Below are 19,336 nucleotides of genomic sequence, written 5' to 3'. Positions count from 1 at the left end.
GCATCGACCGGAATCTAGAGGTTCCCCGGTGCGCAATTGCGCACCTGAGGTTCGCGCCTCCCGTCCCCCGGAACGATCGCGCATGTTTTCATGACAGCGCTATCCTACCGTGACAGCGCCCAAATTTCCGCTAAGGTGACCTCCGTCCGCAGCGGCCAGAGAGCCGCGCGAGGAGGAACCCAATGGAATATAACGGTCGCGAATCCGACCACCTGATGCTGATCACGCCGGAGCGGGTGTTTTATGCGGGCCTGCTCGGCCGTCCCCGCAAACGGACACCTGGCTGCTGCCATGTCTATGTCGCAGTGAAGGGCAATCTGCACCTGACGATCGACGACGTTCTCGCCACCGGCGAGCTGTTCGTCACCCTGCCGAACCAGCGGCATTCCATCGCCAGCGACTACCGCACCGTGATCAGCGTGACGCTGGAGCCGGAAAGCATGCCGGATGGCGTGATCGAAGCCTTGGCCGCCCGCCTGACCGGACCCGACCAGGCCGCCTATGTCCGCAAGATCCTCGCCGCCTACGCCTTGCTGCGTCAGCGCCGCTATGGCGACATCACCACCGCCGAGTTCGACGAGATGTGCTTTGGTGAGGCGCTGCCGCGCCGCGTGCTGGATCCGCGCGTGATGCGCGCCGTGGCCCGCATCGAGCGCTTCTCCGGCGAGCCGGTGACGGCGGATACCTGCGCCGCTGAAGCCGGCCTCTCGGCCTCGCGCTTCCTGCACCTGTTCAAGGAGGAGACCGGCATCTCGTTCCGCTCCTTCCGCGCCTGGAAGCGCGCGCGGTATCTGCTGCACTTCGCCAACCAGGACCTCAACCTCGCCCATCTGGCGCAGGACATCGGCTATCCCGATTCCACGCATTTCAGCCACTCGATCCGCCGCTTCTACGGATTGAAGCCGCGGGCGATCTTCGTCGGCTCGCGCGATCTTGCGATCTATCGCAGCACCGAGACGGTGCGTATGGCGGAGGCTTCGTAGCTTCGTAGGGTGGGTTAGCCGATCAGATGCGCGAAGCGCAGCTGATCGGCGTAATCCACCTCTTCAATGTCCACGGAGGCAGACAGTGGTGGGTTACGCCTTCGGCTAACCCACCCTACGAAAGCTCGTCTTTTCCCAGCTTCTCCGCGCAAGAAGCCGCATGTCGCGCGTCACATGATCGCAAGCGTTGAATTCTCAACGTGCGAGACATTGAACGCATGAGCGACAAGGCCGTCATCACCTGCGCGCTGAATGGCGTGCTCACCGACCCCAAGCAGCACAACGTGCCCGTGACGCCCGAGCAGATGGCGCGCGAGGCCAGGGCTGCGTTCGAGGCCGGCGCGTCCATCATGCACATCCATCTGCGCCAGCAGGCGCCGGGCAAGGGACATCTGCCGTCCTGGGAGGTCGCGGTCAGCAAGGAGATCCAGCAGGCGATCCGCGAGGCCTGCCCAGGCGTGATCATCAACCACACCTCGGGCGTGTCGGGGCCGAATTACTCAGGCGCGCTCGACTGCATCCGCGAGACCCGGCCGGAGATCGCCGCCTGCAATGCCGGCTCGCTGAATTATCTGAAGGTGAAGGCCGACAACAGCTGGGCCTGGCCGCCGATGATGTTCGACAATGCGGTCGAGAAGGTGAAGGACTATCTCGACGTCATGAACGTGGTCGGCACCATTCCCGAGTTCGAATGCTTCGACGTCGGCATCGTCCGCTGCGTCGGCATGTACACCCAAGTCGGCATGTACAAGGGCCCGCTCGAGTACAATTTCGTCATGGGCGTCGCCTCCGGCATGCCTGCCGATCCCGAGCTGCTGCCGATCCTCTTGAAGCTGAAGCGCCCCGAGGCGCATTGGCAGGTCACCGCCATCGGCCGCGAGGAGATCTGGCCGCTGCACCAGCGCTGCGCCGAGCTCGGCGGCCACTTACGCACCGGCCTCGAGGACACCTTCTACCTCGCCGACGGCAAGAAGGTGACGTCGAACGGACAGCTCATCGAAGCAGTCGCCGCCTGCGCAAGACGCGCCGGGCGCGAGATCGCGTCACCGGCAGAGGCGCGGAAGATCTTTGGGACGAACAGGTAGTCACACATTCCGTCATTCCGGGATGGCCCGAAGGGCCAGGCCCGGAATCCATAACCACGATCGGGAGTATGGATTCCGGGCTCGCGCTCCGCGCGCCCCGGAATGACGGGCAGGAGCTTTGATGTCCATTCTCGAAAACACCATCTCCCCCGGCAGCGCCGCCTACCACGCCAACCGCGACGGCATGCTCGGCCTGATCGACCGCATGCGCGCGCTGGAAGAGCGCACGCGCGCGGCGTCCGCCGCGGCCAAGGACCGCTTCCACAAGCGCGGCCAGTTGCTGCCGCGCGAGCGCGTCGCGCTGGTGCTCGATCCCGGGGCGCCCTTCATCGAGCTGTCGACGCTCGCCGGCTACATGTTCGACGTGACGGATGCGAACAAGAGCGTGCCGGGAGGCGGCGTCATCGCTGGCATCGGCTTCGTCTCGGGTATCCGCTGCATGGTCAGCGCCAGTGATTCCGGCATCGACGCCGGCGCGCTGCAGCCTTACGGCCTCGACAAGACGCTGCGCGTGCAGGAGCTCGCGCTGGAGAACAAGCTGCCCTATGTGCAACTGGTCGAAAGCGCCGGCGCCAATCTGCTGCGCTACCGCGTCGAGGATTTCGTCCGCGGCGGCAACATCTTTCGTAACTTGGCGCGATTGTCGGCGGCGGGACTGCCCGTCGTCACCGTCACGCACGGCTCCTCCACTGCGGGCGGCGCTTATCAGACCGGGCTCTCCGACTACATCGTCATGGTTCGCGGCCGCACCCGCGCCTTCCTCGCAGGGCCCCCGCTGCTGAAAGCCGCGACCGGCGAGATCGCGACCGAGGAGGAGCTCGGCGGCGCCGAGATGCACACGCAGGTGTCCGGCCTTGGCGACTATCTCGCCGAAGACGATCGCGACGCATTGCGCATCGCGCGCGAGATCATGGCGGCGCTGCATTGGGAGCGGCCGGGCAAAGCCTCAGTGCAGTTCAAGCCGCCGCGCTATGACCAGGGCGAGCTGCTCGGCATCATGCCTATGGACCACAAGCGCCCGGTCGACATGAAACAGGTGATCGCGCGCATCGTCGACGATTCCGACTTCACCGAGATGGCGCCGAATTACGGCCCGGCCACGGTCTGCGGCCACGCCCGCATCGAGGGTCAGGCCATCGGCATCATCACCAACAACGGCCCGCTCGATCCCGCCGGCGCCAACAAGGCGACGCATTTCATCCAGGCCTGTTGCCAGACCCGCACGCCGCTGCTCTATCTCAACAACACCACCGGCTACATGGTCGGCAAGGCCTATGAGGAAGCCGGCATGATCAAGCACGGCTCCAAGATGATCCAGGCGGTGACGTCGGCGACCGTGCCGCAGATCACCATCTATTGCGGCGCCTCGTTCGGCGCCGGCAATTACGGCATGTGCGGCCGCGGCTTCCATCCGCGCTTCTGCTTCTCCTGGCCCAACGCCAAGACCGCGGTGATGGGCGGCGAGCAGGCCGCCGAGACCATGGCGATCGTGACCGAGGCCGCCGCAGCTCGCCGCGGCAAGCCGATCGAGAAGGACAGGCTGGACGCCATGAAGGCTGAGATCATCGGTGTGTTCGACGGCCAGATGGATGTGTTCTCGACCAGCGCCCGCGTGCTCGACGACGGCGTGATCGATCCGCGCGACACCCGCGCGGTGCTATCGGAGGTGCTCGCGATCTGCCGCGAGGGCGATGCGCGGACGCCCCAGCGCATGCAGTTTTCGGTGGCCCGCCCATGAGGAACGGATCAGTGCGGCACCGGCCGTTCTTCAAGATCCTGGTCGCCAACCGTGGCGAGATCGCGCTGCGCGTGATGCGTAGCGCGCGAAAACTCGGCCTCGGCGTCGTCGCGGTCTATTCGGACGCGGATCGCGATGCGCTCCATGTGCGCGAGGCCGACCAGGCCGTGCGCATCGGCGAAGCCTTGCCGGCGCAATCCTATCTCAACATCCCCGCGATCATGGCCGCGGCCAGGGCCAGCGGCGCGGATGCCGTTCACCCCGGCTATGGCTTCCTCGCCGAGAACGAAGCGTTTGCGCGCGCCTGCAAGGATGCCGGCCTCGTCTTCATCGGCCCGTCGCCGCAGGCGATCGAGGCGATGGGCAACAAGGCCGGCGCCAAGGAGATCATGAAGAAGGCCGGCGTGCCCATCGTGCCCGGCTACCAAGGCGCTGAGCAAGGCGACGAGGTCATGCTCGCCGAAGCCGGGAAGATCGGCTTCCCCGTGATGATCAAGGCGGTCGCCGGCGGCGGCGGCCGCGGCATGCGGCTCGTCACTGACGCGGCATCTTTCCCCGATGCCCTGCGCAGCGCGCGGTCGGAAGCGAAAGCCGCGTTCGGCGATGCCACCGTCATCCTCGAGCGCGCGATCCAGAACCCTCGCCACATCGAGATCCAGGTGTTCGGCGACAGCCACGGCAACGCCATTCATCTCGGCGAGCGCGATTGCTCGGTGCAGCGGCGGCACCAGAAGCTGATCGAGGAGGCGCCCTCGCCCGCCGTCACGCCGGAGCTGCGCGCGAAGATGGGCGAGGTCGCGGTGTCTGCGGTCAAGGCGCTGCGCTATGAGGGCGCCGGCACGCTGGAGTTCCTGCTCGATCCAAGCGGAGCGTTCTACTTCATGGAGATGAACACGCGCCTGCAGGTCGAGCATCCCGTCACCGAGGCGATCACCGGGCTCGACCTCGTCGAGCTGCAATTGCGCATCGCGCGCGGCGAGCCGCTGCCGATCAAGCAGCAGGACATCAAGTTCTCCGGCCACGCCATCGAGGTGCGGCTCTGCTCGGAAGATGCCGCGCAGGATTTCATGCCGCAGTCCGGCCGCATGGCGCGCTGGCAGGTGCCTGAGGGCATCCGCGTCGAGCACGCGTTGCAACCGGGCTCGGAGATTCCGCCGTTCTACGATTCCATGATCGCCAAGGTGATCAGCCACGGCGTCAATCGCGAGGAGGCGAGGGGGCGCCTGATCGTCGGGTTGGAGCAGCTTACGGCGTTCGGCGTGACGACCAATCAGGCGTTCCTGTTGTCGTGCCTGCGTCATCCCGGCTTTGCCAAGGGGGAAGCGACGACGGCTTTCATCGGCGCCCATCGCAACGAGCTGCTTGCGCCGCGTGCGGACGCGGCATTCGAGATCGCGCTGGCAGGCCTGCTGCTCTACGTCACCAACCCGCGCGCGCCGTCGTGGCAGGGTGGGCGGAGCCTTGCCGCCACCTTTCCGCTGCCGGCGAAAATCGACATCGGCGGCGATGCGCACGAGCTCGACATCATGCGCGAGCGCGACGGCAGCTACACCGTCGCCGTCGAAGGCCGCCAGCATAAGTTCGAGATCGACCAGCTCGATCCCGACGCCGTCCGCTTCCGCCTCGCCGGCGTGATGGACAGCGCAAAATTCCTGCGGGATGGCGATCGGCTGTACGTCCAGCACCGCGGCATCCCGCTGGTGGCGAATGATCTCACCCTCGCCGCGCCGAAGGCGACTTCAACGAATGGCGGCGACGGCAAAGTCCGCGCCGCCATGAACGGTCGCGTCGTCGCTGTCCTCGTCAAGCCCGGCGATCGCGTCACCGCCGGCCAGCCGGTGCTGACGCTGGAGGCGATGAAGATGGAGCACGTCCACAAGGCCGGCATCGCGGGCGTGGTCGGCGCGATCGACGTTGCCGAAGGCGAGCAAGTCACGACGGGCCGCATCGTCGCGGTGATCGGGGCGGGTTAGCGCCACAAACGCGGTCTCGTAGGGGGGCAAAGGCGCACTCGCGCCGTGCCCACGAATGTCGATCATAAGCGGAATGGTGGGCACGCCTCGCTTTGTCCACCCCACGGCTGCGGTGGCCGCTCACATTCCAAAAACAAAGCAATTTCAATATCTTGCTTGTTGCGGAAATCTCGCGACATTTCCCATTGAACATAGTTCATTTTCGAGCTACCAATATTGAACAATGTTCAATACCTGGAGATGTTCATGCTGCGCGCGCGCGACCAAGCTCAACCGGCCAATGCACTGGTCCCGCCAGTCGTTCGCCGACTCTCCTACGCCCCCCTTCAAACCGGCGAGAAATATTTTATCGGTGCGCTCCTCGTCCTGACGCTCACCGCGCTTCTGGCGCCCACGATGCCCGCCGCCGCCTGGCACATCCCGCATTTCGTCGATAGCCGCACCTTCCTCGGCGTGCCCAATGCCGGCGACGTGCTGAGCAATCTCGCCTTCCTCGCGATGGGCGTCTGGGGCTCGGAGCGGCTGCGTGCCCGCCACGATGCGCCGGTGGGTGCGAACTGGTTCTTCGTCGGCCTGATCCTCACTTGCCTCGGCTCGGGCTTCTATCATCTCGACCCCGACGTGCCGCAACGGCTCATCGCCGATCGTCTCGGCATGGCGGTCGCGTTCGCGGGCTTTCTGGGCATCGCGGCCAGCGAGCGCATCAGCACGCGCGCAGGCGAAGCGGTGCTGGTGCTGACGATGATCGCGGGCCTGTTGGCGGCCTGGGTGGCACGCGAGAATCTCACGCCCTGGGTGGTCGTGCAGTTCGGCGGCATGGCGCTGGCCGTGGGCCTCGCGTTCACACGCCCGCGACCCGGCGCGCTTGGCGTGCCGCTCGGCGGCGTGATCGTCTTCTATGTGCTGGCCAAGCTGTTCGAACTCGGAGACGTGACCGTGTTCGAAGCGACCGGCCACATGGTCTCGGGCCATACGCTCAAACATCTCGCCGCCGCGCTCGCGGCCTGGCCGGTGATCCGGGCGTTGGGATCTCGGCCGTGCACTCACTAAGCGGCGGGCCGCCGACTGATGTCCGCTTAGGCCCATCACCGGCGGAGAAGCAGCAATCTTCCAATGTCGCTGACGGGCCATTAAGCGACATTGCCAAGTCGATTGAACCGCGGGGGTAGCGCGGCGCCGCAGGGCGCGCGGCGCGCTGATATGTGTTAAGCTTTTCTGACCGGTTAAGCATCGGGAGAGGATTGTGACGCGACGCGAGTTCATCGCACTCGTCAGCAGCGCGGCGGCAATCCGACCGATCGGCGCGCGTGCAGAGCGCCCGCCAGAACGTGTCCTCTATTTCACATACTCGGCCGGCTACCGGCACGACGTCATACCACTTTCCGAAGCAATCCTGACGCAGCTTGGAAGGAATTCCGGTGCCTTTGAAGTCATCGCAACGGAAGACTTGTCTGAATTTTCGACCGAAAGCCTCGAGCGGTACGCCGCTGTGATGTTCTATACGAGCGGTGAAATTCCGATGAGCGGTGCCCAAAAGATAGCACTTCTCAACTTTGTGCGCTCGGGCCGTGGCTTTCTCGGCGTTCACTCGGCTACGGACACATTCTACACTTGGCCAGACTATCTCGATCTGATCGGCGGCTACTTCAATGGTCATCCCTGGCATCAGGGTGTGACCATCGAGGTGGCTGATGTTGCAGACCCACTGGTGGCGTTTCTGGGGAATTCCTTGCAGTTGAACGATGAAATCTACCAGATCAGCGACTTCGACTATCGCGGATCCCGCGTGCTCCTGCGCCTCGACCAAAGTTCGGTGGACCTCAATAAGGCCGGTGTGCATCAACGCTTCTATGGTTGGCCGCTCGCCTGGAAACGATTTTACGGCGAGGGGCGAGTATTCTATTCGGCGCTTGGCCACGAGGCGTCGGTCTGGCAGGACCCGCGCTGCCAGAAAATCCTCACTAACGCTATCCTCTGGTCTACGAGAAGGTCGGCCTAGTGCAACCGGATTGCCATGCCGCTTGTGCATTTCCTACAGGCAAATATTGTGGCGATATCGACAATGCCGCTCGCCTTGATCGAGACTGGCTGTCGCCCGGCATCTCGGATTATCGGAAGTATCCCACGCTGCAAAGAACTCCGCTGACTTTCCTCTATTTTGTGTTGAGCCGCAGTTCTGAAGCAGTGATCTCGAAACGAGGTTCGCGATGACCTCCAGGTACTCGATCAGGTGGCTCGGCGCGCCGCTCGTCGCTTTTTTTCTGACCATCTGGCCATTCGTTCCTCCGGTGCATGCTATTGAGGGCGCTGCAAAGGTCGGCGTGGTGTCCTTTGGCCTGTATGGGGATCAAAGCGTGTTTAGATCCGAGGCGACCGGCGCGGCTCAGGTCGTGGCCGGCCGTTTCGAGACTGGACCGATCAACGTGGAGTACAATTCCAAGAAAGGGGGAAGTGCAACGATCGAAGCTCTGAGCAAGTCGTTGCAGGCGGCAGCCAACCGCTTGGATCCCGAGAAAGATGTTCTGTTTTTGATTCTCACCTCGCATGGCTCTCCTGATGGCCTTGCGATCAAGGCGGGGCGGCTCACAGAAACGCTTACACCATCTCGTCTCCGCGACATGCTCGCGAAGACAGGTGTGCGACACAAGGTGGTGGTCATCTCGGCTTGTTATTCCGGGGTTTTTATTCCGCGCCTGGCGACTCCCGATGTGCTGGTCATCACCGCGGCCGATGACAAGCATCCGTCGTTCGGCTGCCAGGACAAGGCCAAATGGACCTATTTTGGGGACGCTTTTTTCAACGTCGCGCTCCGAAAAGCTGTCAGCCTGAAGGATGCGTTTTTCGATGCGCGCTCACTCGTCCGGAAGCGAGAATTGCGGGAACATTTCGAGCCGTCGAATCCGCTCATGGCGGGCGGTGCAAACGTGCTGCCATTGCTCGTCGGACGCCCTTAAACAACCGGCCGTGAGCGCAGACGCTATTGCCCGCGGGCGTATCGCCGTTTCCGGTCACACTCGATAAGCAGACTATTTGGCTGCCCGCTTAGGCTTCGCATTCGGGCCAGAAGCGGACTCATGCACCGTGGCAACGACAGTTCTTTACTCGATCACTTCGTCGGCCCGCGCAAGTAGCTGCTCAGAGAACACTACTCCGATTTCCTTTCCAGCCGTCCGATTGATGACGAGTTCGAACTTTGTTGGCTGATAAAACGGAATGTCAGCCGGTTTTGAGCCCTTAAGAACTTGATCAATGGCGCCGGCGGCACGGCGAAAAATCTCAACCAGATCGATCCCATAAGCTACCAGCCCACCGGCTTCGACAAACGAACGAAACGGGTAAATGGTCGGCAATCGGGACTTCGCCGCCAGCTCGACGATTAGTTGTCGCTTTGTAATGTGCTCCGGACTACCGTCGACGAAGAGAGCATCGGTACCTGTCAGCGACATTGTCGCAATAATACTTCGGTATTCTTCCTCACTCCCATTATCTACATAAGAGGGGCCCACAACGGTGATCCCGGCCTTATTGGCCGCGTCACGCATTGCGGCCGCCTCCGGATTTGCTCTTGTAGCTAAAATACCGAGTTTTGATAACTTGGGAGCAATCTCCCTCAGAAGCTCGATGCGCTTTGCCCAAAGCTCCAAGCCGGGATCGACGGTAACGCCAGTAATGTTTCCGCCCGGCCGAGCGATGCTGGCTGCAATCCCGTGACCCACGGGGTCGCTGGTCATGGCAACAATCGGGACTGTTGGGGTTGCCTGCTTCATGGCAAGGACCAGAGAAACGCTGATCGCAAAAACAACGTCTGGATTGCGAGCTGCGGCATCGCTGGCGAGCTTAGGATAGCCGTCAACGCGACCTTCTCCGGAGAAGCGTTCAATAGATAGATTGCTCCCTTCGACATATCCATGACGACGAAGTTCCCTGAAGAACTCCCGGTAATAGCGAAAGCGGCTAAGTTCGTTCAGCTCTGTTATGGGGTGCGATGGATGCAATATCGCCATCCGGTGCACTTTACTCGATTGCCCGTGTGCGACAGCAGGCAGCATGGATGCCGCACCAACAAACGCAATGAAATCGCGCCGTCGCATGTGTCCCTCCCAGTGCCAGGGCTGCACTGAGACAATGTAGCAGATCCCAAGCCAGATGTCGGCTGTGCGTCAAAAGCGATAACGCTCTTCCAGCAGAAGATTCCCGCTCTTCCCTCAGGAGCTGACATTGCCTTTATGAGTACACGCCCTAGCGGCCTCGCCCCGTCCCGTCATTGAGCAGGCACGCGACCTGATGCCCATCACCGGCATCCAGCAGCGCCGGCCGTTCCGCCTTGCACCGCTCCATCGCAAACCGGCAGCGGGTGTGAAATGCGCAGCCTGACGGCGGATTGACCGGGCTCGGCACGTCGCCGTCGACCAGGGGCGCGAGCTTCTTCGCCAGCGGATTGGCGATCGGCACCGAGGCGAGCAGGGCCTGCGTGTAGGGATGCCGGGGATTGCGGAACAGCTCGTCCTTGTCGGCGATCTCGACGATGCGGCCGAGATACATCACGGCGACGCGGTGGCTGATATGGGCGACCACGGCAAGGTCGTGCGCGATGAAGAGATAGGAGAAGCCATGCTGCCGCTGCAGGTCGATCAAAAGGTTGATCACCTGCGCCTGGATCGAGACGTCGAGCGCGGAGACCGGCTCGTCGCAGACGATCAGGCGTGGCCCCAGCGCCAGCGCGCGGGCGATGCAGATGCGCTGGCGCTGACCGCCGGAGAATTGATGCGGAAAATTGCGCATCTGGTCGGGCCGCAATCCCACCTGCTCGAACAGCCTTGCGACCCGCACTTCCAGCTCCTTGCCGGTCGCGAGCCCGTGCACGGCGATCGGCTCGCCGACGATGTCGCCGGCGGTCATGCGCGGATTGAGCGAGGCGAACGGATCCTGGAACACGATCTGCATCGAGCGGCGGTGCGGCCGCATCGCCGTTTTCGAAAGATGCGTGATGTCCTCGCCGTCGAGGCGGATCTGGCCCGAGGTCGGCTCGACCAGCCGCAGCACGCTGCGCGCCACCGTGGACTTGCCGCAGCCGGATTCGCCGACGAGGCCGAGCGTCTCGCCGGTGCCGAGCGCGAACGAGACGCCGTCGACCGCGTGCACGGTGCCGACCTGCCGGCGCAACACGCCGGCGCGCACGGGATAGTGCTTCTTGAGGTCGGTGACTTCGAGCAGCGCCTCGGTCATGCCACCTCCGCGACTTCTTCCGCGCGCCAGCAGGCGGCCAGATGCCCGCCGCCCCAATCCGCCAGCGGCGGATATTCGGCCTCGCAACGCTTGATGGCGAGCTTGCAGCGCGGCGCGAAGGCGCAGCCTTGCGGCAGCCGCACCAGCGATGGCACCGTGCCCGGGATTTCGTTCAGCCGCGCCTGCGCGGCGGCGCCGGAGGCCGGCACGGCCGGGATTGAGGCCATCAGCCCGCGCGTATAGGGATGCTTCGGCGCGGCGAACAGCGCCTCGACGCTGGCCTCCTCGACCTTTCGCCCCGCATACATCACGATCACGCGTTGCGCGGTCTGTGCGACCACCCCGAGATCGTGCGTGATCAGCACGAGCCCGGTGCCGAGCTCCTTCTGGAGGTCGAGGATCAGCGCCAGGATCTGCGCCTGAATGGTGACGTCGAGCGCGGTGGTCGGCTCGTCCGCGATCAAGAGCGCCGGCCGGCACGCCAGCGCCATCGCGATCATCGCGCGCTGGCGCATGCCGCCGGAGAGCTGATGCGGATATTCGCGCGCCCGCCGCGCCGGCTCGGGGATGCGCACCAGCCGCAGCATCTCGACCGCGATGCCTTGCGCCTCTTTCGCCGAGATATGCCGATGCAGCCGCACCGCCTCGACGATCTGGTCGCCGATCCGCATCACCGGATTGAGCGAGGTCATCGGCTCCTGGAAGATCATGGAGATGCGATTGCCCCTGACCGCGCGCATCTGCGCCTCATCCAGCGCCAGCAGGTCGGTGCCTTCCAGCGCGACGGAGCCGCCGACGATGCGGCCGGGCGGATCGGGCACGAGACGCATCAGCGACAGCGCGGTGACGCTCTTGCCGCAGCCGGATTCACCGACGATCGCCAGCGTCTCGCCGCGCCTCACGCTGAAGGAGAGGTCGTCGACCGCCTTGAACAGGCCGGAATTGGTGAAGAACACCGTCTTCAGGTTCTTCACGTCGAGCACGAGATCGGTCTTGTCCGCCATCAGCCGCGCTGCCTCGGATCCAGGATGTCGCGCAGGGCGTCGCCGAACAGGTTGGCGCCGAACACTGCGAGGCTGATCGCGACGCCCGGGAAGATCACGAGCCAGGGCGCGGTGCGGACATATTCGGCGGCGGATTCGGACAGCATGCGCCCCCACGACGGATAGGGTTCGGGAATGCCGAGGCCGAGGAAGGACAGCGAAGCCTCGGTCAGGATGGTCGAGCCGAGCTGGGCGGTGGCGAGCACGATCAGCGGCGCCAGCGTGTTCGGCAGCACGTGGCGCAGCGCAATCCGCATCTCGCTCATGCCGATCGACTTGGCGGCCTCCACGAATGGCTGCTCGCGCAGCGCCAGCGTGTTGGCACGGATGACGCGCGCCACCGTCGGGATCAGCGGAATAGCGATGGCGATGATCACGTTCGGCAGCGAGGGTCCGAGCGCGGCCGTCATCACCAGCGCCAGCACCAGCAGCGGCAGCGCCTGCAGCACGTCGGAGACGCGCTGGAACACCAGATCGAACCAGCCGGAGAGATAGCCGGAGGTGAGGCCGACGATCACACCGATGGTGCCGCCGAGCACGGTCGAGCCGATGCCGACCGCGAGCGAGATCCGCGCGCCGTGGATGATGCGGCTGAACACGTCGCGGCCGAAGGAATCGGTGCCCATCCAGTGCGCCCAGCTCGGCCGCGCCAGCGCGCGGGCGGAATCGACGGTCAGCGGATCATAGCGCGCGATGACATCGGCGAAGATCGCCGTCAGCACGAACAATGTCATGATGACGAGCCCGGCCGCGCCCAGCACGTGCCGCTGCGCCATGAACAGCACGCGCCGCCAGCCCCCGGTCGCATGCGCCCCGGCCCGCCTCAGCTCAACGTCGAAATCGATCGCGGCCAAGCTGATCTCCTAATCCGTGTACCTGATCCGCGGGTCGAACACCGCGTAGAGCATGTCGACGGTGAAATTGGCGAACACCACCACGACCGCGATGAACATCACGAGGTTCTGCACGATCGGATAGTCGCGCCAGCGGATCGCCTCCACCAGGAAGCGCGCGACGCCGGGGATGTTGAACACGGTCTCGGTGACGATCAGGCCGCCGATCAGGAACGCCGCCTCGATGCCGATCACGGTGATCACGGGCAGGATCGCGTTCTTCAGCGCGTGGTGATAGTTCACCGCCGCCTCGGAGGCGCCCTTGGCGCGGGCGGTGCGGATGTAGTCCTGCCGCAGCACCTCCAGCATCGAGGAGCGTGTGATGCGCATGGTCAGCGCCGCGCTGCGGAAACCGACGGCGGCGGCCGGCACGGCGTAGGTCGCGAACGCCTCGAGCCAGGTCTTCGGATTGGGATTGAAGATCGGCATCTGCCCGAACATCGCCACCGACGCGGTGAGGATCAAAAGGCCGAGCCAGAACGAGGGCAGCGACAGGCCGCTGAGGCTGACGACGCGAAGCGCGTAGTCGAGCTTCGTGCCCTGCTTCACCGCGCTGATGACGCCCAAGGGAATGCCGATCGATGCCGAGAACAACAGCGCGAGGCCGGCGAGCTTTGCCGTGATCGGAATTCGCGGCAGGATCTCCTGCAGCGCCGGCTTCTCCGAGACATAGGAGAAGCCGAAATCGCCGCGCATGAAGCCGCTGATCCAGTGCCAATATTGCACGATCAAGGGACGGTCGATGCCGAGCTCCTTCTCCAGATTGGCCTTGTCGGCGGGATCGACGTAGCCGGCGGCGGCGAACAGGATGTCGACGATGTTGCCCGGTACGATGCGCAGCAGGAAGAAGATGACGATCGAGATCCCGAACAGGGTCACGAACATCAGGAACAGGCGCCGCACCAGATAGGCAAACATGCACCGCCCTCCGCGCTAGCCGTCAGCGTCGCGTCACTTGTCGAGCCACACATCCTCGTAGCGGAAGCCGTTGTAGGAGCTGTTCGACATGATCGTGACGCCCTTGACGTGGGGGTGCCAGCAGGTGCCGGCGCGGGCATGGAAGATGATCGGGCGGGCGACGTCCTCCTGCAGCTTCTTGTCGATGTCCCACACCAGCGGCCTGCGCTTTCCGATGTCGGTCTCCTGCGACTGCACGTCGAACAGCTTCTCGATCTCCTTGTTGCAATAATTGGTGTAGTTCCGCTCCGAGCCGCAGGCATAGTTCTCGTAGAACGACTGGTCGGGATCGTCGACGGCATTGCCGGTCAGGTTGAGGCCGAGCATGTAATCCTTGCGCGCGACCTTCGGGAACCAGTTCGCGGTTTCCACGACGTCGAGCTCGCCGTCGATATAGATGGTCTTGAGCTGGTCGATCAGGACCACGGCGGGGTCGCGATATTCCGCGATGTTACGCGTCGAGACTTTCACGGCGAGGCGCTTGTCCGGACCATAGCCCGCCTTCTGCATCAGCTTCTTGGCTTCCTCGCGGTTGGCGTTGACGTCGCGGCCATAGCCCGGAATGGTCTCCAGCCTGTCCTTCGGCATGCCCCAGAGGCCCTGCGGCGGCGGCAGCATGGTGCCGCCGATGTCGCCCTGGCCTTCGAACAGGATGTCGACGAACGCCTTGCGGTCGAGCGCGAGCGCCATCGCGCGGCGGATGTCGATGTTGTCGAACGGCGCGGAAGTGGAATTGACGATGATGTTGGTCGAGACGTTGGTCGGCTCGACGACGCAGGTCGCGTTCGGCGCCTGCGACTTGATGTCCTTCAAAAGCGGGATCGTGATGTGCGTCGGAAAGGTCATGTCGAACTTGCCGGCGACGAAAGCCAGGATCGCGGTCGAGCGGTTGGTGATGATGGTGTATTCGATGCCGTCGAGATGGGGCAGGCCCTTCTTCCAATAATTGGGATTGCGCGTCAGCTTGATCGATTCGTTGGCCTTGAACTCGACGAACTTGAACGGCCCGGTCCCGATCGGATTTGTGCGCATGTCCGCCGGCGAGACGTGACAGGGATAGACCGGAGTGTAGCCGGAGGCGAGCATCGCCAGCAGCGAGGGTTGCGGCCGCTTCAGGTCGAAGGTGACTTCGAACTCGCCGTTGGTCGTGACCTCGTTGACCTCGCTGTACCAGGCCTTGCGCGGATTCTGCCGCAGCTTCTGCTGCGACTTGCCCATCAACAGATCGAAGCTGCATTTGACGTCGGCCGAGGTGAACGGCTTGCCGTCGTGCCATTTCACGCCCTGGCGCAGCTTGAACGTCAGCTTCTTGTTGTCGCTGCTCCAGGACCAGCTTTCGGCGAGGTCCGGCCGCAGCGTATCGGGGCTGTTCTGCGCGATGTGCTGATCGTAGATCAGGAGATTGTTGAACACCCCCATGAAGGGGATGTTGATCGAATAGGTCGCGCCTTCGAGGATCGAGGCGTTGGCCGGACTGTCGCGGTGATACATCCGCAAAATGCCGCCCTGCTTGGGCTCGCCGGCGAGCGTGGCAGTTGAGGCCGTCAGCACAGATAACGCCGCCATTGCGGCGAGCGTCCACACGCTCCGCATGCTCATCCTCCCTGGACCTCGGCCTTTTGCGGCCTGTTTATCCAGACGATAGCGAGGCGCGTGCAGCGAGGCAACCCGCAAGGCTCGCTGCGCCCTCGACAATTCGGATGATGGAATATCTCGGGCGCTTGTCTCGCGATGTGAGAGTGCAGGTGCGAAGGGCTCGCGCGCAGATGTTGCGCTCTCACACGATCCGCGACGCCTTGTTCCCCCAGTACCGGTCCCGCAGCAGCCGCTTGTACAGCTTGCCGGTCGGCAGCCGCGGCAATTCCTTCTCGAAATCGACCGAGCGCGGCACCTTCTGCCGCGACAGCGATTTGGCGCAGAACGCGATCAGCTCCTCGGCGAGGGCGGGCCCCGGCACCACGCCCGGCATCGGCTGCACCACCGCCTTCACCTCTTCGCCGAGATCGACGTTGGGCACGCCGAACACCGCGGCGTCGGCGACCTTGGGGTGGGTGATCAGGAGGTTCTCGCATTCCTGCGGATAGATGTTCACCCCGCCGGAGATGATCATGAAGGTGGCGCGGTCGGTCAGGTATAGGAAGCGGTCGGCATCGACATAGCCGACGTCGCCGACCGTGCTCATGCTCCCATCGGCAGAGCGCGCCTCCTTGGTTTTCTCGGGATCGTTGAAATATTCGAACGGCGTTGCCGTCTTGAACCAGACCTGGCCGGACGTGCCGGTCGGGCATTCCCGCATGTTCTCGTCGAGAATGTGCAGGTCCCCGAGCAGCACCTTGCCGACGGTGCCGCGATGCGCCAGCCATTCCTCGCTGTTGCAGGCGGTGAAGCCGAGGCCTTCGGTGGCGCCGTAATATTCGTGGATGATCGGTCCCCACCATTTGATCATCTCGTCCTTGACCTGCGGCGGACAGGGCGCGGCGGCGTGGATGGCGATCTCCAGCGAGGACAGATCGTAGCGGGCGCGCACCTCCTCCGGCAACTTCAGCATGCGCGAGAACATCGTCGGCACCAATTGCGTGTGGGTGATGCCCCATTGCTCGACCAGCTGCAGGTAACGCTCGGGATCGAAGCTTTCCATGATGATCACGGTGCCGCCCATGCGGATCGTGAGGTTCACGGCCGCCTGCGGCGCCGAATGATAGAGCGGCGCCGGCGACAGGTAGACCATGCCCTCGCGGTAGTGCCAGAGCCTCAACAGGAAATCGAACAGCGGCAGATTGTGCTTCGGCTTCTCCTCCGGCAGCGGGCGCAGGATGCCCTTAGGTCGTCCCGTCGTGCCGGAGGAATAGAGCATGGCGGTGCCGAGCCACTCGTCGGGAATCGGCGTTGCCGGCAGGCCGGCGGTCACCTCCGATAGGCCAACGATGCGCTCGCTCTCGCCCGGGCCGTCGGCGACGATGCAGAGCTTGATGTCGGGACAAGCCTCGATCGCCTCGCGCGCGATGGCGAGCTTGGCCATCGACGTGATCAAAATCTTCGACTGGCTGTTGACGAGCAGATAGGCGAGCTCGCCCGGCGTCAGGAACGAGTTGATGCAGGTGTAGTAGAGCCCGGAGCGCTCGCCCGCGCCGCAGGCTTCGAGATAACGCGCATTGTTCTCCATGAAGATTGAATAATGGTCGAGCCGCCTCAAGCCGTGCTGGCGGAACAAGTGCGCCAGCCGGTTGCTGCGCGCCTCCAAGTCGCGATAGGTGACGGCCTCGCCGGTCGCCGCCATGATGAAGGCGGGCTGCAGCGGACGCAGGCGGGCGTGGTGACCTGTGTACATCGATCCTCCGGATGTCGATCAGGCGGCAAGCAGCAGGATCTCGCGCACATCGGCGGGGCCCTCGATCCTGCGCGGGTTGCGCGGAATCCAGTTCGTGCGCATCGCGGCTTCCGCGATCGCGTCAAAATGCTCCGGCGAGATGCGCACGTCGGCGAGGCTGCGCGGCATGTCGAGCGAGCGGATGAAGGCATCGAGCACGTCGGCGGCGTCACGGCCGGGATAGCCCATGGCGGCCGCGACGATCATCTGCCGCTCGGCATTGTCGCGCGCATTCCAGCGCATCACCGCCGGCAGCATGACGCAGGAGGTGTAGCCGTGCGGCACGTCGAAGGCCCCGCCCAGCACGTAGCCGATGCCGTGGCTCGCGCCCATCGGCACGCCGGCGGCAAGCGCGCCCATCGACAGCCAGGTGCCGATCTGCGCGTCCATCCGCGCATCGAGATCCCCAGGGTCGGCCTTCACCCGCGGCAGCGCGTCGGCGAGCATGGCGAGGCCCTTCACCGCCTGCGCATCGGCGTAAGGATGCGTCTCGCGCGAGCAGATCGCCTCGACGCAATGGTCGACGGCGCGGATGCCGGTCGACAGGAACAGCCATTCCGGCGTGTGCACGGTGATGGCAGGATCGAGGATGGTCGCGCGCGGCACAGTGAGCGGATGCCGCAGCATCTGCTTCACGTGGCTCGCGCGGTCGGTGACGCCCGCGATCGATGAAAACTCGCCACCGGCAATGGTGGTCGGCACGCTGACCTGCCGCACGCGAGGGGCGTTCATCTCGGGCGCGACGCCCTTGCGCACGCGGATGCGGTCGATGCCGCCAATATCGTCGATGCCGTTGGCGAGGCAGAGCTGCACCGCCTTGGCGCCGTCGGTGATGGAACCGCCGCCGATTGTGACGATCAGATCCGCCTCCGCCGCGCGCGCCGCTTGTGTCGCCGCGATCACCGCCTCGCGCGGCGTATGCGCCGGCATGGCGTCGAACAGGCCGGCGCAGCGCCCGCCGAGCGCGTCCCTGATTTTCGTGATCTCGTCGGTCTGCCGGTTCAGCGTCCCCGACACCATCAGGAAGGCGCGGCTTGTTCCCAGCCGGTCCATCTGCGCGACGATGGCCCCGGCCGCAGGATGGCCGAACACGACCTCCTCGATCGCGCCGAACACGACACGTCCCTGGTGCACGCCTGTCCTCCCCGGACAATTCGTTGTTGTTGTTGTGGAGGCAATCTAGCCGACCCCGCCACGTCAGTCATGCGCGAAGACGCTGACCGTTTGCAGCGCAAGGGGGTGGGACTGTTGCATGTGAGATGTGGCGGCGGCCGGCGCGCACGCCTCGTCCTTCGAGACGGCGCTACGCGCCTCCTCAGGATGAGGCTCATCGGCGCCGGTGCCCGTCGAGAAACTGTCGCCGCGCACGCCACCCTCATCCTGAGGAGCCCGCTTAAAGCGGGCGTCTCGAAGGATGGCTGCAAGGGAAAATCTCTCCAAGGCGAGTCCTTGCCACAAAGGCAGGGCCGCAGGGCCAGCAACCGGCCGCTATCCCCTCAAAACACCACGCCCACGCGCGTGCCGCGCTTCCAGGCGATGCGGCAGCGCTTTTTGGTGTTGACGTGCAGCAGCTCGAAGCGATCGGGAATCGCCACCTGGCCGCCGAGATCGACGCAGGCCCCGCCGGGCGAATAGTCGATCAGCGTGCACGGGATCACCGGCGCGCGCGGGTCGGTGATGATCTTGGCCTGGCGTGACACCAGGCCTGCGGGCTTCACACGAACGAACTTGCGCGGATGCATTGGCACGTCTCCTCCAACTCCGCAGGTCGCGGCGGCTGATCTGTCCCAATCATGGAAAAGAGATCATGCGATCCCCCTAAGCCGCGCCCGAGAATTTTAACGAAAAGTGTCAGCGAAAGACAAAAGCAGCGGTAGCGGAGTGCGCTTCCCCTCTCCCCATAGTGACGACGTGGCGCGCGCCTGCCTCAACACCGTCATTGCGAGCGAAGCGAAGCAATCCAGAAATCCCTCCCCGGAGGCAGCCTGGATTGCTTCGTCGCAAGGGCTCCTCGCAATGACGAGCAGCGAGCCGTGCCCACACGCACTCACCCCGTCACGCCCTCCACCTC

General features: G+C 64.3%; 16 protein-coding genes. 7 read left to right on the top strand and 9 right to left on the bottom strand.

Translation table 11 applies throughout. The features are described 5' to 3' along the window. Positions 1-182: 182 nt before the first annotated feature. From I6F17_RS27435 to I6F17_RS27405, 7 genes are all read left to right on the top strand, one after another. Complete coding sequence (locus I6F17_RS27435; protein ID WP_036002084.1) at positions 183-983, top strand: AraC family transcriptional regulator; 801 nt, start codon at positions 183-185, stop codon at positions 981-983. Positions 984-1,201: 218 nt separating this feature from the next. Next, positions 1,202-2,068 (top strand): 3-keto-5-aminohexanoate cleavage protein, encoded by an 867-nt coding sequence (locus tag I6F17_RS27430; protein WP_225126302.1) that lies wholly within the window; start codon positions 1,202-1,204, stop codon positions 2,066-2,068. Positions 2,069-2,189: 121 nt separating this feature from the next. Further along, positions 2,190-3,806: an acyl-CoA carboxylase subunit beta gene (locus I6F17_RS27425; protein WP_225126304.1), complete on the top strand. Its 1,617-nt coding sequence runs from the start codon at positions 2,190-2,192 to the stop codon at positions 3,804-3,806. Then, the gene (locus I6F17_RS27420; protein WP_225126306.1) at positions 3,803-5,779 is read left to right on the top strand and encodes an acetyl-CoA carboxylase biotin carboxylase subunit; all 1,977 of its coding nucleotides are present in this window, start codon (positions 3,803-3,805) and stop codon (positions 5,777-5,779) included. The genes I6F17_RS27425 and I6F17_RS27420 overlap by 4 nt, the downstream gene beginning before the upstream one ends. 246 nt (positions 5,780-6,025) lie before the next feature. Then, positions 6,026-6,829: a hypothetical protein gene (locus I6F17_RS27415; protein WP_225126308.1), complete on the top strand. Its 804-nt coding sequence runs from the start codon at positions 6,026-6,028 to the stop codon at positions 6,827-6,829. Between the two features lie 193 nt (positions 6,830-7,022). Next, positions 7,023-7,778 carry a ThuA domain-containing protein gene (locus I6F17_RS27410; RefSeq protein ID WP_225126310.1) on the top strand — a complete coding sequence of 252 codons (756 nt, stop codon included), beginning with the start codon at positions 7,023-7,025 and terminating at the stop codon, positions 7,776-7,778. A 208-nt stretch (positions 7,779-7,986) separates the two neighbouring features. Then, the gene (locus I6F17_RS27405) at positions 7,987-8,733 is read left to right on the top strand and encodes a C13 family peptidase (RefSeq protein ID WP_225126312.1); all 747 of its coding nucleotides are present in this window, start codon (positions 7,987-7,989) and stop codon (positions 8,731-8,733) included. Between the two features lie 144 nt (positions 8,734-8,877). On the opposite strand, the gene I6F17_RS27400 is transcribed toward I6F17_RS27405, so the two are convergent. From I6F17_RS27400 to I6F17_RS27360, 9 genes are all read right to left on the bottom strand, one after another. After that, on the bottom strand, positions 8,878-9,870 hold the full coding sequence (locus I6F17_RS27400; protein WP_225126314.1) for an ABC transporter substrate-binding protein: 993 nt from the start codon (positions 9,868-9,870) through the stop codon (positions 8,878-8,880). A gap of 148 nt (positions 9,871-10,018) precedes the next feature. Further along, positions 10,019-11,005 carry a dipeptide ABC transporter ATP-binding protein gene (locus I6F17_RS27395; RefSeq protein WP_225126315.1) on the bottom strand — a complete coding sequence of 329 codons (987 nt, stop codon included), beginning with the start codon at positions 11,003-11,005 and terminating at the stop codon, positions 10,019-10,021. Continuing rightward, the gene (locus I6F17_RS27390; RefSeq protein WP_036045381.1) at positions 11,002-12,009 is read right to left on the bottom strand and encodes an ABC transporter ATP-binding protein; all 1,008 of its coding nucleotides are present in this window, start codon (positions 12,007-12,009) and stop codon (positions 11,002-11,004) included. The genes I6F17_RS27395 and I6F17_RS27390 overlap by 4 nt, the downstream gene beginning before the upstream one ends. Further along, the gene (locus I6F17_RS27385) at positions 12,009-12,902 is read right to left on the bottom strand and encodes an ABC transporter permease (protein WP_036020171.1); all 894 of its coding nucleotides are present in this window, start codon (positions 12,900-12,902) and stop codon (positions 12,009-12,011) included. The genes I6F17_RS27390 and I6F17_RS27385 overlap by 1 nt, the downstream gene beginning before the upstream one ends. Positions 12,903-12,911: 9 nt before the next feature. Continuing rightward, complete coding sequence (locus I6F17_RS27380) at positions 12,912-13,859, bottom strand: ABC transporter permease (protein WP_036002026.1); 948 nt, start codon at positions 13,857-13,859, stop codon at positions 12,912-12,914. A gap of 33 nt (positions 13,860-13,892) precedes the next feature. Beyond that, positions 13,893-15,491: an ABC transporter substrate-binding protein gene (locus I6F17_RS27375; protein ID WP_225126317.1), complete on the bottom strand. Its 1,599-nt coding sequence runs from the start codon at positions 15,489-15,491 to the stop codon at positions 13,893-13,895. Between the two features lie 184 nt (positions 15,492-15,675). Beyond that, positions 15,676-17,226 carry an AMP-binding protein gene (locus I6F17_RS27370; RefSeq protein WP_225126319.1) on the bottom strand — a complete coding sequence of 517 codons (1,551 nt, stop codon included), beginning with the start codon at positions 17,224-17,226 and terminating at the stop codon, positions 15,676-15,678. Positions 17,227-17,244: 18 nt separating this feature from the next. Further along, the gene (locus I6F17_RS27365; protein WP_225126321.1) at positions 17,245-18,399 is read right to left on the bottom strand and encodes an iron-containing alcohol dehydrogenase; all 1,155 of its coding nucleotides are present in this window, start codon (positions 18,397-18,399) and stop codon (positions 17,245-17,247) included. Between the two features lie 362 nt (positions 18,400-18,761). Continuing rightward, entirely contained in the window at positions 18,762-19,007 is a 246-nt protein-coding gene (locus tag I6F17_RS27360) for a PilZ domain-containing protein (protein WP_036020176.1), read from the bottom strand. Positions 19,008-19,336 lie beyond the last annotated feature (329 nt).

It is taken from the genome of Bradyrhizobium sp. NBAIM18 (genome assembly GCF_020193825.1).
GTDB classification, from domain to species: domain Bacteria; phylum Pseudomonadota; class Alphaproteobacteria; order Rhizobiales; family Xanthobacteraceae; genus Bradyrhizobium; species Bradyrhizobium yuanmingense.
The sequence above is the reverse complement of the archived record's forward strand: the minus strand, read 5'-3'. Positions and strand labels throughout refer to the sequence as shown.